This is a genomic window from Pseudomonas sp. AKS31, assembly GCF_023634765.1.
Taxonomy (GTDB): Bacteria; Pseudomonadota; Gammaproteobacteria; order Pseudomonadales; family Pseudomonadaceae; genus Aquipseudomonas.
Map to the genome: position 1 here is coordinate 108681 of NZ_JAMLFX010000002.1, position 14477 is coordinate 123157.

15 protein-coding genes and 1 pseudogene are annotated in these 14477 nt (G+C 60.1%); 5 read left to right on the forward strand and 11 right to left on the reverse strand.

The features are described from left to right. From M9827_RS06605 to M9827_RS06620, 4 genes and pseudogenes are all read right to left on the reverse strand, one after another. A pseudogene (locus M9827_RS06605) lies at window positions 1-303 on the reverse strand (xanthine dehydrogenase family protein molybdopterin-binding subunit); the annotation flags it as partial. Then, entirely contained in the window at window positions 300-1256 is a 957-nt protein-coding gene (locus tag M9827_RS06610; protein ID WP_250604418.1) for an FAD binding domain-containing protein, read from the reverse strand. The gene M9827_RS06610 and the pseudogene M9827_RS06605, both read right to left, overlap by 4 nt. Further along, window positions 1253-1876 (reverse strand): aldehyde dehydrogenase iron-sulfur subunit PaoA, encoded by a 624-nt coding sequence (paoA, locus tag M9827_RS06615; RefSeq protein ID WP_250604420.1) that lies wholly within the window; start codon window positions 1874-1876, stop codon window positions 1253-1255. The genes M9827_RS06610 and paoA overlap by 4 nt, the downstream gene beginning before the upstream one ends. A gap of 357 nt (window positions 1877-2233) precedes the next feature. Next, window positions 2234-3988 carry an L-lactate permease gene (locus tag M9827_RS06620; protein ID WP_250604422.1) on the reverse strand — a complete coding sequence of 585 codons (1755 nt, stop codon included), beginning with the start codon at window positions 3986-3988 and terminating at the stop codon, window positions 2234-2236. 243 nt (window positions 3989-4231) lie between these two features. On the opposite strand from M9827_RS06620, the gene M9827_RS06625 reads away from it, so the two are divergent. Together M9827_RS06625 and M9827_RS06630 are read left to right on the forward strand one after the other, a co-directional pair. Beyond that, entirely contained in the window at window positions 4232-4435 is a 204-nt protein-coding gene (locus tag M9827_RS06625) for a hypothetical protein (RefSeq protein WP_250604424.1), read from the forward strand. Between the two features lie 197 nt (window positions 4436-4632). Further along, the gene (locus tag M9827_RS06630) at window positions 4633-5613 is read left to right on the forward strand and encodes a hypothetical protein (protein WP_250604427.1); all 981 of its coding nucleotides are present in this window, start codon (window positions 4633-4635) and stop codon (window positions 5611-5613) included. 71 nt (window positions 5614-5684) lie between these two features. Here the strand turns inward: M9827_RS06630 and M9827_RS06635 are convergent, their stop codons facing one another. Next, window positions 5685-5960, reverse strand: a complete 276-nt coding sequence (locus M9827_RS06635) for a hypothetical protein (protein ID WP_250604429.1) — start codon at window positions 5958-5960, stop codon at window positions 5685-5687. Window positions 5961-6266: 306 nt separating this feature from the next. Between M9827_RS06635 and M9827_RS06640 the strand changes: the two genes are divergently transcribed. Further along, window positions 6267-7349, forward strand: a complete 1083-nt coding sequence (locus M9827_RS06640; RefSeq protein WP_250604431.1) for a hypothetical protein — start codon at window positions 6267-6269, stop codon at window positions 7347-7349. A gap of 2 nt (window positions 7350-7351) precedes the next feature. Further along, complete coding sequence (locus tag M9827_RS06645; protein WP_250604433.1) at window positions 7352-7705, forward strand: DUF1428 domain-containing protein; 354 nt, start codon at window positions 7352-7354, stop codon at window positions 7703-7705. A gap of 250 nt (window positions 7706-7955) precedes the next feature. Here M9827_RS06645 and M9827_RS06650 read toward each other — a convergent pair whose 3' ends face one another. After that, the gene (locus tag M9827_RS06650) at window positions 7956-8150 is read right to left on the reverse strand and encodes a hypothetical protein (RefSeq protein WP_250604435.1); all 195 of its coding nucleotides are present in this window, start codon (window positions 8148-8150) and stop codon (window positions 7956-7958) included. Between the two features lie 107 nt (window positions 8151-8257). Between M9827_RS06650 and thpR the strand changes: the two genes are divergently transcribed. After that, window positions 8258-8779: an RNA 2',3'-cyclic phosphodiesterase gene (gene thpR / locus M9827_RS06655; RefSeq protein WP_250604437.1), complete on the forward strand. Its 522-nt coding sequence runs from the start codon at window positions 8258-8260 to the stop codon at window positions 8777-8779. Between the two features lie 243 nt (window positions 8780-9022). Here thpR and M9827_RS06660 read toward each other — a convergent pair whose 3' ends face one another. The 5 genes from M9827_RS06660 to M9827_RS06680 form a co-directional block, all read right to left on the reverse strand. Beyond that, window positions 9023-10120, reverse strand: coding sequence for a polyamine ABC transporter substrate-binding protein (locus tag M9827_RS06660; protein ID WP_034155530.1), 1098 nt, complete (start codon window positions 10118-10120; stop codon window positions 9023-9025). Between the two features lie 189 nt (window positions 10121-10309). Continuing rightward, window positions 10310-11185, reverse strand: coding sequence for an ABC transporter permease subunit (locus tag M9827_RS06665; protein WP_250604439.1), 876 nt, complete (start codon window positions 11183-11185; stop codon window positions 10310-10312). Beyond that, on the reverse strand, window positions 11182-12096 hold the full coding sequence (locus M9827_RS06670) for an ABC transporter permease subunit (protein ID WP_250604441.1): 915 nt from the start codon (window positions 12094-12096) through the stop codon (window positions 11182-11184). The genes M9827_RS06665 and M9827_RS06670 overlap by 4 nt, the downstream gene beginning before the upstream one ends. Continuing rightward, a complete protein-coding gene (locus tag M9827_RS06675; protein ID WP_007919249.1) occupies window positions 12093-13235 on the reverse strand; it encodes an ABC transporter ATP-binding protein in 1143 nt (380 codons plus the stop codon). The genes M9827_RS06670 and M9827_RS06675 overlap by 4 nt, the downstream gene beginning before the upstream one ends. A gap of 371 nt (window positions 13236-13606) precedes the next feature. Then, window positions 13607-14368, reverse strand: coding sequence for a gamma-glutamyl-gamma-aminobutyrate hydrolase family protein (locus M9827_RS06680; RefSeq protein ID WP_250604443.1), 762 nt, complete (start codon window positions 14366-14368; stop codon window positions 13607-13609). Window positions 14369-14477 lie beyond the last annotated feature (109 nt).

The window sequence follows — 14477 nt, forward strand, 5'->3', positions numbered from 1 at the left end:
GGCGAGCAGGTGAGCGGCGTTGTACTGACCCTTGTCGAGCTTGCCGGCGTTTTCGGCGGTAACAATCGCCAGCACGCCCGGCGCGGCTTTCGCCTCGTCCAGATGAATGGCTTTGATCCGCCCCTTGGCGATGGCCGCATCGACCATGAAACCGTAAGCCTGATTGGCGGCCGCTTCATGTTGCTCGTAGGCATACGTGGCCTGGCCGCTGGTTTTCAACGGCCCTTCGATGCGTTCGGTGGGTTGGCCGACGACCTTCAACTGGTCGATCGGATTGGTGGTGGCGGGCGTGTCGAATTTCATGCGATTTCCCTCGCTTGCGCCAACACCGAGCCAAGCGTGCGCTCGACCAGGGTCAGTTTGAACTGGTTGTCTTGGGTCGGCGTGGCACCGTCCAGCAGGCGTTCGCTGACGGCTTTGGCACCTTTTGGCAGCAGCGCTTCGGCGGCTTCAATCCGCCACGGCTTCGGCGCGATGCCGCCAACGGCAACGCGACCGCTGCCGTCCTTTTGCAGGATCAGACCGACCGAGACCAAGGCAAATGCGTAGGACGAGCGATCACGCACCTTGTGATAAACGTGGGTGCCGCCGACGGGCGCGGGCAGTGTCACTGAGGTAATGAACTCGCCGGGCGTGAGGCTGGTTTCGATGTTTGGCGTGGTGCCGGGCAACTGGTGAAAGTCGGCCATGGCGATGCTGCGGGTGCTGCCGTCGGGTTTCACCGTTTCAATCTGCGCATCGAGGGCACGCATGGCAATCGCCATGTCACTCGGGTGCGTGGCGATGCAGCTGTCGCTGACACCGATGACGCCCAGTTGCCGGGTGACGCCACCGATGGCCGCGCAGCCGCTGCCGGGATTGCGTTTGTTGCAGGCCTGGTGGGTGTCGTAGAAGTACGGGCAGCGCGTGCGTTGCAGCAGGTTGCCGGCAGTGGTCGCCATGTTGCGCAACTGCCCGGACGCCCCGGCGAGCAGGGCGCGGGAGAGCAGAGCGTAGTCCTTGCGGACGCGCGCATCGGCCGCCAGATCGGTGTTGCGCACCAAGGCGCCGATGCGCAAACCGCCCTCGGGCGTGGCTTCGATCTGATCCAGGCCGAGGTGATTGACATCGATCAGGTGCAGCGGAGTTTCGATGTCGAGTTTCATCAAGTCCAGCAGGTTGGTGCCACCTGCAATGAAGCGTGCGCCTTCGACCTGTGCGGCCTGCGCAGCGGCAGCGGCGGGGGAGTCGGCGCGGCTGTAATTGAACGGTCTCATGCCGGTACCTCCGCAACTTCGCTGATGGCTTCGATGATGTTCGAGTAGGCGCCGCAGCGGCAGATATTGCCGCTCATGCGCTCCTGAAACTCTCTGGCGATCAACTGCGGCGGCTCGGTTAGGCTCTCACTGACGTGGCTGGGGATGCCGTCGCGGATTTCCTTGATCACTGACACCGCCGAGCAAATCTGCCCCGGTGTGCAATAGCCGCACTGATAGCCGTCATGCTTGATGAACGCGGCCTGCATCGGGTGCAGATTGTCGGGCATGCCGAGGCCTTCGATGGTGGTGATCTCGCTGCCTTCGTGCATCACCGCCAAGGTCAGGCAAGCGTTGATCCGGCGGCCATCGGCGATCACCGTGCAGGCGCCGCACTGGCCGTGGTCGCAACCTTTTTTACTGCCGGTCAGGTGCAGGTGCTCGCGCAAGGCATCGAGCAGGGTGGTGCGGGTGTCGACGTCAAGCGCACGCGGCTTGCCGTTGACGTTGATCGTCACTTTGCTCATGGCCGGTTGCTCCAGATTGGCCGCGTAGGCCTTGAGGCTGATAAACGGCGGCATCGCGAAGGCGGTGGCGGTCACGGCGCCGAGGATCAGAAATCCGCGTCGGGAAATCGTCATGGTTCGATTCCTTTTCTCTCTTCATCAGGGCAGCAGGGGCGTGGATGGCCCAAACGGGCAGCCAGCGTCATCGCCGGTCTCGTTAAGGAATGACTGCCGGAGAGAGGAAAAGGTTTTGTCGGATTTGCGCTATAGAGTTATGCGTGTGGCTCATTAATCTTTTATGCGACACGGAACCCCTGCAGGCGTGAGCCTGCTCGCGATGGCGCCTAGTCGGTCAACATGAGTGTTGAATGACAGGGCCCCATCGCTGGCAAGCCAGCTCCCACAGGTTCCCATTGTGTGAATGAAATCGCGTTTACAGCATGAGTCCCTGTGGGAGCTGGCTTGCCAGCGATGGGGCCAGATCATCCTGCCTCAATGCCCGCCGACCACCATCGAGGTAAACGGCGCCACATACGCCTGCAACGTCACCAGCCCACCGACCAGGATCGCCAGCACGATCGAGTGGAAGAACACGTAGCGCAAAATCTCGCCCTCATGCCCGTACCAGCGGGTCGCGGTGGAGGCGACCACGATCGATTGTGCATCGACCATTTTGCCCATCACCCCGCCGGAACTGTTCGCCGCCGCCATCAGTACCGGACTGATCCCGAGCTGTTCCGACGTGACCCGCTGCAAGCCGCCAAACAGCACGTTCGACGCGGTATCGGAACCGGTCAGCGCAACACCCAGCCAACCGAGCAACGTGCCAAACATCGGGTAGAAAATCCCTGTTGCGGCAAACGCCAGGCCCATGGTCGCGTCGAGTCCGGAGTAGCGCGTGAGAAACCCCAGCGCCAGCATCGCCGCAATGGTGATCAGCGAAAACCGCACCACCCATAACGTGCGCAGGTAGTGCTTGATCAGTTGCGGAATCGAATAGCCCATCAGCAAACCACCGACGATCGCCGCCAGCAAAATCCCGCTGCCGGTGGCGGTCAGCCAAGTGAATTTGTACACCGCTTCTTCCGCTTTCGGTGCCGCGACCACCGGCGGCACTTTTTCGATTTGCAGGTGCAAAGTGGTAAAAGTCACGGCCGGGGCGAAGACCGGGTTGGCTTCGCGCAGCGGCTTGCCCTGCGGGTCGAGCTTGGCCGAGTGGGTTACCGGATCAATGGCGGGCCGGGTGTCGAACATATTCTTGAAGCCCTGAGTACCCCAGGCAAACACGAACACGGTGAGGATGATCCATGGCATCCACGCACGCATCACCGCGGGCCGTGCCTGATCGCTGAATGCGGCGCTGGCGGTGACTGTTTCTTCCTCGACTTTGGAGTTGTCGACCCGCCCCGAAAGCGCTGCCGAGGTGTGAATGGTTGCCGGTTTCCACACCTTCAGGAACAGCGTCAGGCAGGCCATGGAAATCAGCGCGGCGATCACGTCCACCAGCATCGGCCCATGATAGTTCGACACCAGAAACTGCGGCACGGCAAAACTCACCCCGGCCACCAGAATCGCCGGCCAGATCTCCAGCATCTTGCGCCACCCGGCGAAGGCCCAGATCAGCCAGAACGGCACCAGTACCGAGAAGAATGGCAGTTGCCGACCGACCATCATCGACAGCTCCATCTCATCCAGCCCGGTGACTTTGGCCAGGGTGATGATCGGCGTGCCCAGTGCGCCGAACGCTACCGGCGCGGTGTTGGCGATCAGCGCCAGACCGGACGCGGCCAACGGCGAAAACCCCAGCCCGATCAGGATCGCTCCGGTTACCGCTACCGGCGTGCCGAACCCTGCCGCACCTTCGAAAAACGCACCAAAGCAAAAGGCGATCAGCAGCAACTGCAAGCGGCGGTCATCGGTGATCCGCGCAAGGGAATCCTGCAGCACTTTGAACGAGCCGTTTTCGGTGGTCAGGCGATGCAGAAAGATGATGTTGAGGACGATCCAGCCGATCGGCAGCAAGCCATTCGCTGCGCCGAACAGCGCGGCGGAACCGGCCATGCTCGCCGGCATGCCAAAGGCAAAAATCGAGATCAGCAGGGCGGACGCCAGCGCCAGCAGCGCCGCCAAGTGCGCCTTGACGTGGAAGAACGCCAGCGCCGCAAGCATCACCACCACCGGTACGGCGGCCATGAGCGTGGAGATCACCGGATTGCCGAACGGGTCATAGATTTGCTGCCAGACCATGGTTCACCTCTGCTTGTTGTTATTGAGGGCGCAGATCCATTGCGTCGGGCTAGGTTGCAAGGAGTATAGGGGGCATTTCGCCGCCGCTCGGGCTGCGCGGGCGGGGCGACAAACGGTCGATAGTGGCCACTGAATCAACGACGTTTTGCTCGGTCGTATTTGCGGCTGCGCGCACCGCGTCCTGAAGGGGCGGGCAGCGTGGCCGATTCCGTCGTCAAGACCTTGGTTTTAGGGAAGTGTTGAATGAAGCGCGCAACAACGATGCTGCTGACCGTGACCGCCGCCGTATTACTCGGCGGCTGTGTCGCGGATTTTGATGATGACCACCGCCATGGCCGGCATTACGACCGCGATCATGGCCGCTATTACGACCACGATCGGCGCTGGGATGATCGCGATGACCGCCGCGATGGGCGTCGCTACTACCGTGATCGGGATGATGATTGACCGAGTTCTGCGCGATCGATCAGCAGAACAGTCGCGCAGACATGAGGAGATGGACGCAATGATGGCAATTCAGTAGCATCGCCGTTTTTTTGCCCCTTCCCCCAAGGATGATCATGTCTGTTGCTTCTCGGTTGCGTCGTTTCCCCGTTGTTTTCGGTGCCGCTCTGTCAGCTCTGCTTTTGTCAGGCTGCACCCAGATGGGCACTTATCAGGATGCGGTTGAACCTGATGCTGCCAAGCTGCGCTTTGTCGCCAGCACCGATAATGCGTCGGTGGATTACTACGATGCAGAGCATTGCGATGGCCAGACCACGGGCTTGCTCAACAACCTGTTCATCGTCGATAGCACACGCCGGGTCGGCATGAGTGTTGCGCCACCGGAGAAAGCCAAGAGCTATCTGGAAATCAAGCTGCCGCCTGAAAAGGACATTTACCTGAAGGTCAACACCCAGGTCGGTTACGCCGTCTGCGGGTCCGGTTTCAGCTTCAAGCCTCAGCGCGGTAGCGAATATGAGCTGACCTTCGACCTCAAGGGCCGTCAGTGTTCGACGCTGATGCAGCGCGTGCAGCGCATCGATGGCAAGGACGTGCGCACGCCGATCCCGATGAAGCGCGAGGGGCTGGCGGCCTGTGCCGGGCGCAACCCGATCTTTCCCAAGCCGCCAGTGCTGCTGCCGGATACGCCGGAGCGGACGGTCATGATCGACCGCATCGTCAATGGCAGCCTTTTCGTGGTGTTGAAGTCCGACGCGAAGACGCGGGCCACGACGACGTTTACGCCGGAAAAACTCGATTCGCTGGTCAGCGAGCGCAAGGCGAAAATGGGCTTTGAACTGCCAGACGATTATTGGGCGCTGTACCGTCAGAATCTGGACGCGTTCAACATTGAGGGTTCCGCGATTGCCGACGAGGCGATCACCCGTTCCAGCGACGAGTACCGCAAGCGTCTGCGCAGTATCGACGACAAGCGCTTGAAAGAATGGTCGGCCGTCGACGTTACTTCTGGCAAGCGTGGCAATGCGGTGCAGTCCGACATGGAAACCGGCATGATCACGTACTACTTCCAATCGTCCAAGGAAGTCATGAGAGAAGCTGTCATACGCCACCTCGACCGCATGGCCAGTATGGATAAGCAGTACAACGTCTGCTCGCGTTACGCCGAGTGCTGGAAGCGCTGAACAGCGCAACCCTGATGTGAAAAAGCCCACTGCGCCGATACGGCCAGTGGGCTTTTTTGTGCGTGTTGCAATTAAAAACGAGCGCTCGCCCGGACGCTGGATCGCGCAGGCACGGAGGCCTCGATGTCCAGCAAATGGGTGGCGAGAATGTCGCTCAGAAAACGGAACTGATCGTTGATGCCGACCACTTCATTACTGAAGTGATTAGTGGCGGCGGGCATCAGCAGATCTTCGAAAGCTTCGTTGAACACCAGCGCCTGCGCCTTGTGCGACACGGCGTGCTGGTCGTAATAGTTGCTGCCGAACACCGGGAAACTCACGGAGAGTGTGACGTGGGTGTGAATCATGTTGTGAACTCCTCGTTGTGTTTCGGATGGCTTAATCGTGCCTTTCACGGACGGCGCGCGGAAGGCAATCGTGGCGATGGTGAATATCGATGGCAGTGATGGTTCGGGTTTTTGGGGTGTTGCTGATGGCCTTATCGCTGGCAAGCCAGCTCCCACAGGTTCTGAGGTGATCACAAAATCTGCGGCCGCTGGAAATCCTTGTGGGAGCTGGCTTGCCAGCGATGAGGCCGGTACTTCCAACATCAGGCTCAATTGCCCCACCTATACTCAAACCTGCCTCCCACTCATCTCAAGGAAACCGCCACCGTGAACCCGCGTGCGCTGCTCGTCGCCGCACTGTTGTTGCTGGCCGGCTGCGCCACCTCGGCGCGGGCGCCGGTGGCAGCGCCGCAGGCGGTGTTTGTCTCGCCGCAGACCTGGCAGCAGATCGACCGGGAAATCGTCAGCGCTTCGCAGCAAGCCACCGAGCAAGTCAAAGTCTTTGCCCGTGGCTCGATGGAACATTGGCGCACTCGGGTCTATCAGCAAACTGAAGAAAATTTCATTCCATGGTTCAGCAGCTACTGGACCCAGGAATGGCTATCGATGAAGGTCAGTTGGTACACGATCAATGCCGGCGGTGAGCAGGACGCGTCGGCCAAGCGCCTGGCGGCGTATCTGCTTGAGCAATATCAGGAAAGGGTGTTGGCGCCGGTCGCGGTGGAGATCGATCCGGACGCCATTCTCGGGCAGGCCACGGCGTTCTATGCGCAGTTGATGGCGCAGCAGATGCCGCTCATCGCCCAGCGCCATGGCGTGCCCGTTGGTCAGCTCAACGGGCGGTTGCAGAAAGTCCCCGCCATCGCACTGGGCCCGCCGCCAGCGCGGGATGCTTCGTTGTATCAAGTGATCAGCACGGAGCCGCTGAATACGCTGCCGGCGTACGCCGCGTTGATCGACAAGATCCACACTGACGGCGGCGCCAAGGGCATTGCCTCGACCGATGCCGGCATGGCTCCGGTGGCCAAACGCGCCAGTCAGCGGATGGAAGCGGAAATGGCCCCGCGCGGTGCCGCCAGTGCTGTTGCTGCCGCGGCAGGGAAACTGGCTGGTGGGCTGATCTCGGTCGGTGTCGCCGGCATCCGCGCGATCATTCAGGCCAATGACCGGCCCGACAGCGAAGCGTTGATCCGCAGCAGTCTGGGCGGCACCTTCGACAAGGCCTGGCTGAAACTGCTGCAGAACCCTACCACTGGCGTTATGGCCGGCACGCTGCACATCGCCGGGCAGGTCGAGCGCAATCTGGGTGGGGGCGATGAGCCGTCGGTCGGCTTGGGCGTGAATCGTGTCGAATGGCAGCCGCCGCAATCGACCAGTCAGCAGATCGAACCCAACGTGCAAGGAGAGTGATCATGGCTTACATCGATATTTTTGTCGCACCTGTGCCGAGCGCCAATCGCGAACAGTACAAAAAACACTGTGAGATCGCCGCAAAACTGTTCAGGGAATACGGTGCAAAAGACGTCGTTCAATGCTGGGGCGATGACGTGCCGGAGGGCAAAGTTACCTCATTCCCGATGGCGGTCAAACTCAAGGAGGGTGAGACGGTATCGGCCGGCTGGCTGATCTGGCCCGACAAGGCCACTCGCGACGCCGGTATGGGCAAAATGATGGAAGACCCGCGTATGCAACCGGACGTCAACCCGATGGGGTTCGATGGCCAACGCATGATTTTTGGCGGTTTCAAGAACATCCTTGAATCCTGAGGCCAACGCAAAATCTCTTGTAGGCTTTCGTCTACTCGCGATGGCGCCCGTACATTCAAAATCATCATTGCCTGACCTACCGCTATCGCTGGCAAGCCAGCTCCCACAGGTTTTGTGTGAAGCCAGCAATGGTGGGCGTACCGCACGACCCTGTGGGAGCTGGCTTGCCAGCGATGGCGTCTGCACATTCAACACCTCATTGGCAGACCTGCCGCTATCGTGAGCAGGCGAAGGCCTACAGGTACTGTGTTCACTCGGTTGAGGGGGTGATGCGGCAACTTTTGCGGGTGCGGATCTGCTCGTCAGTCGGGCGTTCACGGACGAATTCGAAGCGCGGCTCGCCCTCGCTGTAATGCACCAGCCAGCCCCATTCCAGCTCGCTTTCATCCTGCCCGGGATTCGGTGGCCGGGCCCACCACGGTTCTTTGCTGAGGATCTCGCGCATGGCGGCCTCCGGTTGATGGCAATCCTTGAACTATAGCTTCCTGTCACGAGTCGTCAGATCAGGCTGTGTACAATCCGGCGGATCACGATGAACAGGGGAGCAGGGCCGTGACCGAAGAAGCTAAGCGACTGTTTTTCGCCCTCGATTGTCCACCGGCGCAGCGCAAGGCCATTGCGCAATGGCGCGCCGGGCTGGGTTTACGAACCGGTAAACCGGTGCCAGCGGACAATTTTCATCTGACGCTGTTGTTTCTCGGGGCGGTGCCTTTGGCGCAAATCAATGAGGTCTGCGAAGCCGCTGGCAACGTGCGCACACCGGGTGAACCGCTGAAGATTGCACTGGATCGCCTGCAGGTCTTGCATCGCGCGGGGGGGTTGTCGCTCGCACCCGAGCAGGCACCGTCGGGGTTGCTTCGGCTGGTCTACGCGCTGGAACAGGCAATGTTGCCGTTCGGCTTCGATGAGACAACCCGCGAGTTTCGTCCGCATCTGACCCTGGCCCGAGACTACCGTGCGCCCGAGCCGGAATCCGCCACACCGCCGGAATTTTTCCTGCGGGCCGAGCGCTTTGCCTTGTTCGAATCGCACAAGGGCCGTTATCGGGTTTTGCAAGACTGGCCGCTGATCTGAGGCACAAAAAAAGGCGCCCGAGGGCGCCTGAAATTCACCTGAACCGAGGAAGCCAGGTGAGGCCGTTCATTGCAGGGTGCAGCGGTGGTAAGGCGCTGCGTGAACGGGAAATTTTTTACACTGATCGTTCCCACGCTCTGCGTGGGAATGCCTCTCGTGACGCTCCGCGTCACGCTTTGGGACGCAGAGCGTCCGGGGCTGCATTCCCACGCGGAGCGTGGGAACGATCATCGGGCGTATCAGTTACTTACCGAGTTTCACCCGGGTCCAGCCACGGGTCATGATCCGCTGGGTGGCAATCGGCTGATCCGGCACCGCATACAACGTTGCCATCACCGCTTGCGACGGGTACGAACCCGGGTCGTTGCGGATCGCTTCATCCACCAGCGGCGTGGCCGCCGCGTTGGCATTGCTGTAGCCATTGCTGTTGGTGATCTCGGCGATGATGTCCGGACGCATCAGGAAGTCCATGAACAGGTAAGCGTTCTCGACATTGGCGGCATCGCGCGGGATGGCGACCATGTCGTAGAAGCTGCCGGCGCCTTCCTTGGGAATGCTGTAGTCGATCACTACGTTGTTGCCCGATTCCACTGCGCGGGCCTTGGCCTGCAGCACGTCGCCGGAGTAACCGACCGCCACGCAGATGTTGCCGTTGGCCAAGTCAGAGATGTATTTCGAGGAGTGGAAGTACGCCACGTTCGGGCGGATCTTCATGAACAGCGCCTCGGCTTCCTTGATGTGCGCGGTGTCCTTGTCGTTCACCGGGTAGCCCAGGTAGTGCAGGGCAGCCGGGATCATTTCGGTTGGCGAGTCGAGGAAACTGATGCCGCAGGCTTTCAGTTTTTCGGCGTTTTCCGGCTTGAACAGCAAGTCCCAGGAGTTGGTCGGGGCGTTGGCGCCGAGCACTTCCTTGACCTTGGCCGGGTTGAAGCCGATGCCGATCGAGCCCCACATGTACGGGAACGCGTGGGCGTTGTCCGGATCACTGGCGGCGGCGTTTTTCAGCAGCACCGGGTTGAGATTCTTCCAGTTCGGCAGCTTCGATTTGTCCAGCGTCTGATAGACGCCGGCCTTGATCTGCTTCGCCAGAAAACTGTTCGACGGCACGACCAGGTCGTAGCCGGATTTGCCCGCCAGCAAGCGTGCCTCAAGGGTTTCGTTGCTGTCGAAGACGTCGTAGGTCACGCGGATGCCGGTCTCGTCTTCGAACTTCTTGACGGTGTCCGGCGCGATGTAATCGGACCAGTTGTAAACACGCAGCACCTTGTCGTTGGCCTGGGCGCCCATGACCATTGCGCCCATTAAGGACAGTGTCAGCAGAGTCCTGCCAAACATTTTCATCGGTACAACTCCATTCTTTTTATTCACATTACCTAAAGCCCCCTCACCCAGACCCTCTCCCAGAGGGAGAGGGGACTGACCGAGGGGCTGACTACATGTTTGTAGGAGCTGTCGAGTGAAACGAGGCTGCGATCTTTTGATCTTTCACATCAAGATCAGAAGATCGCAGCGTGCCGCAGCTCCTACAGGTCAAGCGGTGGCGGTTTGTTGCGGTTGCTGCCACGACTCGTTCGCCGTTTGATCCATCGCTTCCTGAATCGCTTTTTTGCGGTTGGCCTCTGCCTTGCGGCCGAAGTACCAGACCAGGAACGTCACCAACGAAACCGCCAGCAGAATCAGGCTGGCCACGGCGTTGATCTCAGGCTTCACGCCCAGACGCACTGCCGAGAACACTTCCATTGGCAGGGTGGTGGACCCTGGGCCGGACACGAAGCTGGCCAACACCAGGTCATCCAGCGACAAGGCAAACGACATCATCCCGCCTGCCGCCAGCGACGGCGCGATCATCGGAATGGTGATCAGGAAAAACACCTTGAACGGCTTCGCGCCGAGATCCATCGCCGCTTCTTCGATCGACAGATCCAGTTCACGCAAGCGCGCGGAGACTACCACCGCGACATAAGCGGCACAAAACGTGGTGTGGGCGATCCAGATCGTGACGATGCCACGTTCCTGCGGCCAGCCGATCAGTTGCGCCATGGCCACGAACAGCAGCAACAGCGACAGACCGGTGATCACTTCAGGCATCACCAGCGGCGCGGTGACCAGACCACCGAACAGGGTGCGACCCTTGAAGCGTGTGACACGAGTCAGCACAAAAGCGGCGAGGGTGCCCAACGCGACAGCGGCAATCGCGGTGTAGCAGGCGATTTCCAGCGAGCGCACCACCGAGCCCATCAGTTGCGTGTTGTCGAGCAGGCCGACGTACCACTTCACCGACCAGCCGCCCCACACCGTCACCAGTTTCGAAGCGTTGAACGAGTAGATCACCAGAATCAGCATCGGCAGATAAATGAACATCAGGCCGAAGATCAGCATGAACTTGGAAAAACCGAAGCGTTTCATCCCCGTGCCTCCATCTCTTTGGCCTGGCTGCGGTTGAACAGCAGAATCGGCACAATCAGGATCAACAGCATCACCACCGCCAGCGCAGATGCCACCGGCCAGTCGCGGTTATTGAAGAACTCTTGCCACAGCACGCGACCGATCATCAGCGTCTCCGGGCCACCCAGCAGTTCTGGTATCACGAACTCGCCAACTACCGGAATGAACACCAGCATGCAGCCGGCGATGATGCCGTTCTTGGCCAGCGGCACGGTGATTTTCCAGAAGTTGTTGAAGTTGCTCGATCCCAGATCCTGCGCGGCTTCCAGCAAGCTGCCGTCGTGCTTGACGAGGTTGGCGTACAGCGGCAGCACCATGAACGGCAGGTAGGCGTAGACCACACCGATATACACGGCGGTGTTGGTGTTGAGGATCTCGATCGGGTGATCGGTCAGCCCCGTCCACATCAGAAACGCGTTGAGCAGACCGTTGTTGCTGAGGATGCCCATCCACGCATACACGCGGATCAGGATCGCGGTCCAGGTTGGCATCATGATCAACAGCAGCAGGACATTTTGCGTTTCCTTGCCGGTCTTGGTGATCGCGTAGGCCATCGGAAAACCGATCACCAGGCACATCAGCGTGCTCAGCGCCGCAACCTTCAGCGAACCGAGGTACGCTGACAGATACAGCTCGTCTTCGCCGAGCAGGGTGTAGTTGCCGATGTTCAGCAGCAGCTGGAATTTCTGTTCGGCGTAGGTGTAGATCTCCGAGTACGGCGGGATCGACAGCGCGGCTTCCGAGAAACTGATCTTCATCACCAGAAAGAACGGCAACATGAAGAACAGGAACAGCCAGATGAACGGGATGCCGATCACCAGTTTTCGCCCGCTGGGCACCAGGCGCAGGAATTGCTGATTGAAGGTTTTCATGAGCGCAGTACCACGCCGCTGTCGTCTTCCCACCACACGTAGACTTTGTCGTCCCAGGTCGGGCGCGCGCCACGGCGTTCGGCGTTGGCCATGAACGACTGGACGATTTTGCCGCCGGGCAATTCGACGTAGAACACCGAGTGGCCGCCGAGGTAGGCAATGTCATGCACCTTGCCTTCGGACCAGTTGTAGCGGAACTCCGGTTGAGTGGTGCTGACGAGCATTTTTTCCGGACGGATCGCGTAGGTGACCGACTTGTCCTGTACCGAAGTGCTGACGCCGTGACCGACGTAGATCTTCTGCTGCAAGTCCGGGCTGTGGATGATCGCGTGACCTTCAAGGTCTTCCACCACGGTGCCGTCGAAGGCGTTCACGTTACCGATGAACTCGCAGACCATGCGGCTGACCGGTGCTTCATAGATGTCGACCGGGCTGCCGATTTGCGCGATCCAACCGAGGTGCATGATCGCGATGCGCTCGGCCATGGTCATGGCCTCTTCCTGGTCGTGGGTCACCATCACGCAGGTCACGCCGACGCGTTCGATGATCTGTACCAGCTCCAGTTGCATCTGCGAACGCAGCTTTTTATCCAGCGCGCCCATCGGTTCATCGAGCAGCAACAGCTTCGGACGCTTGGCCAGCGAGCGGGCGAGGGCGACGCGCTGACGCTGGCCGCCGGACAACTGGTGCGGGCGACGTTTGGCGTATTGGGTCATGTGCACCAGGCGCAGCATTTCATCGACACGGGCATCGATTTCACTGGCCGGCAAACGGTCCTGCTTGAGGCCGAAGGCGATGTTCTGCGCAACGGTCATGTGTGGGAACAGCGCGTAGGACTGGAACATCATGTTGATCGGCCGCTCATACGGCGGCATGTCGGTGATGTCCACGCCGTCGAGCAAAATCCGCCCTTCGGTCGGGCGCTCGAAACCGGCGAGCATGCGCAGCAGGGTCGATTTGCCCGAACCGGAGCCACCGAGCAGGGCGAAGATTTCGCCCTGATGGATCTCCAGGGACACGTCGTCCACTGCCACGGTTTCGTCGAACTTCTTGGTGACACGGTCGACTTTCACCAGAACCTTTTTCGGTTGCTGATGACCTTCAAGTGCCTTCCGGTAAGTGCTGGAGGCGTTTGCCATGTGAAACTCCCAACAGGTTTCGTTCGCCTGGCCAATGTGGCCTGGCTTAAGTGGATTGCAAGCCTGTAAGCGCTGCCCCGGTCGAATCGCCGCAATACCCTGTGGGAGCTGGCTTGCCAGCGATGGCGGTGGGTCACTCACCATTAATGTTGAAGGTGACGGCCTCATCGCTGGCAAGCCAGCTCCCACAGGGTTTTGCATTGTTCTGACAGGTATTGCACTTACCGATCCGGCTTGTTCGGCGCCGCCGTCCTGGCTGCCTGGGTCGTACTTGTTGTTATCACGGGTGTTGTTGTTCACGAATGACGGATGCGCGCAGGCACACCCGCCGTTCGAGGGGGCAGTAAATCGTTACGTGTTCTTTGCTTGAATCAGCGCTGGTTACGTCGCGCCGCCCGCTGCCGACAAGCCTCGCCGAACGCCTGGAAAATCTTCAGGTAGTTCGGGTTGTCCAGCACTTGCCATTCCGGGTGCCATTGCACGCCGAGGGCGAAGGTCGGACTGTGTTCGACCGAGACCGCCTCGATCAAGCCGTCCGGCGCCACCGCTTCGGCACGCAGGCCGGGGGCGAGGCGATCGATGCCCTGGCTGTGAATCGAGTTGACCTGGAACTCGCCGGGCAATCCCAGCGCTTCGAACACGCCGCCAGCGAGTACGGTCACGGCATGAGCCGGTGCGTATTGCACGGCCACGTCCGGGCTGTCGGCTTCGCGGTGATCGAGCATGCCCGGCAGCTCATGCACCTTCTGATGCAGGCTGCCGCCGAACGCTACGTTCATCTCCTGGAAGCCACGGCAAATGCCGAGCACCGGAACGCCCGCCGCGATGGCTGCACGCAATAAAGGAAGGGTGGTGGCATCCCGCGCCGGATCGTGATCCGTGCCGGGGGCGCTGGCCGGGCCTTGATAGTGGAAAGGCTCCACGTTCGAGGGCGAGCCGGTCAGCAGCAGACCGTCGAGTTGACCGAGCAGGTCTTCGATTTCAGTCAGGTTGCCAAGGGAAGGAATGACCACTGGCAGCCCGTTGGCGCCAACGCTGACAGCACGTACGTACTTGTCGCCGCTGATGTGATAGGGGTGCAGGCCAATCTGTTTGACGCACGCAGTAACGCCGATCAATGGCTTGAATGCCATTTTTATTCACCTCGAAGTTTGACACTTGAACGAGCTTTTCCGGAGCTTAGCCTCGTTGATTTTAATTAACAACTGCCATGTAAAAAATTCTAAACGCCGTTCATCAAAT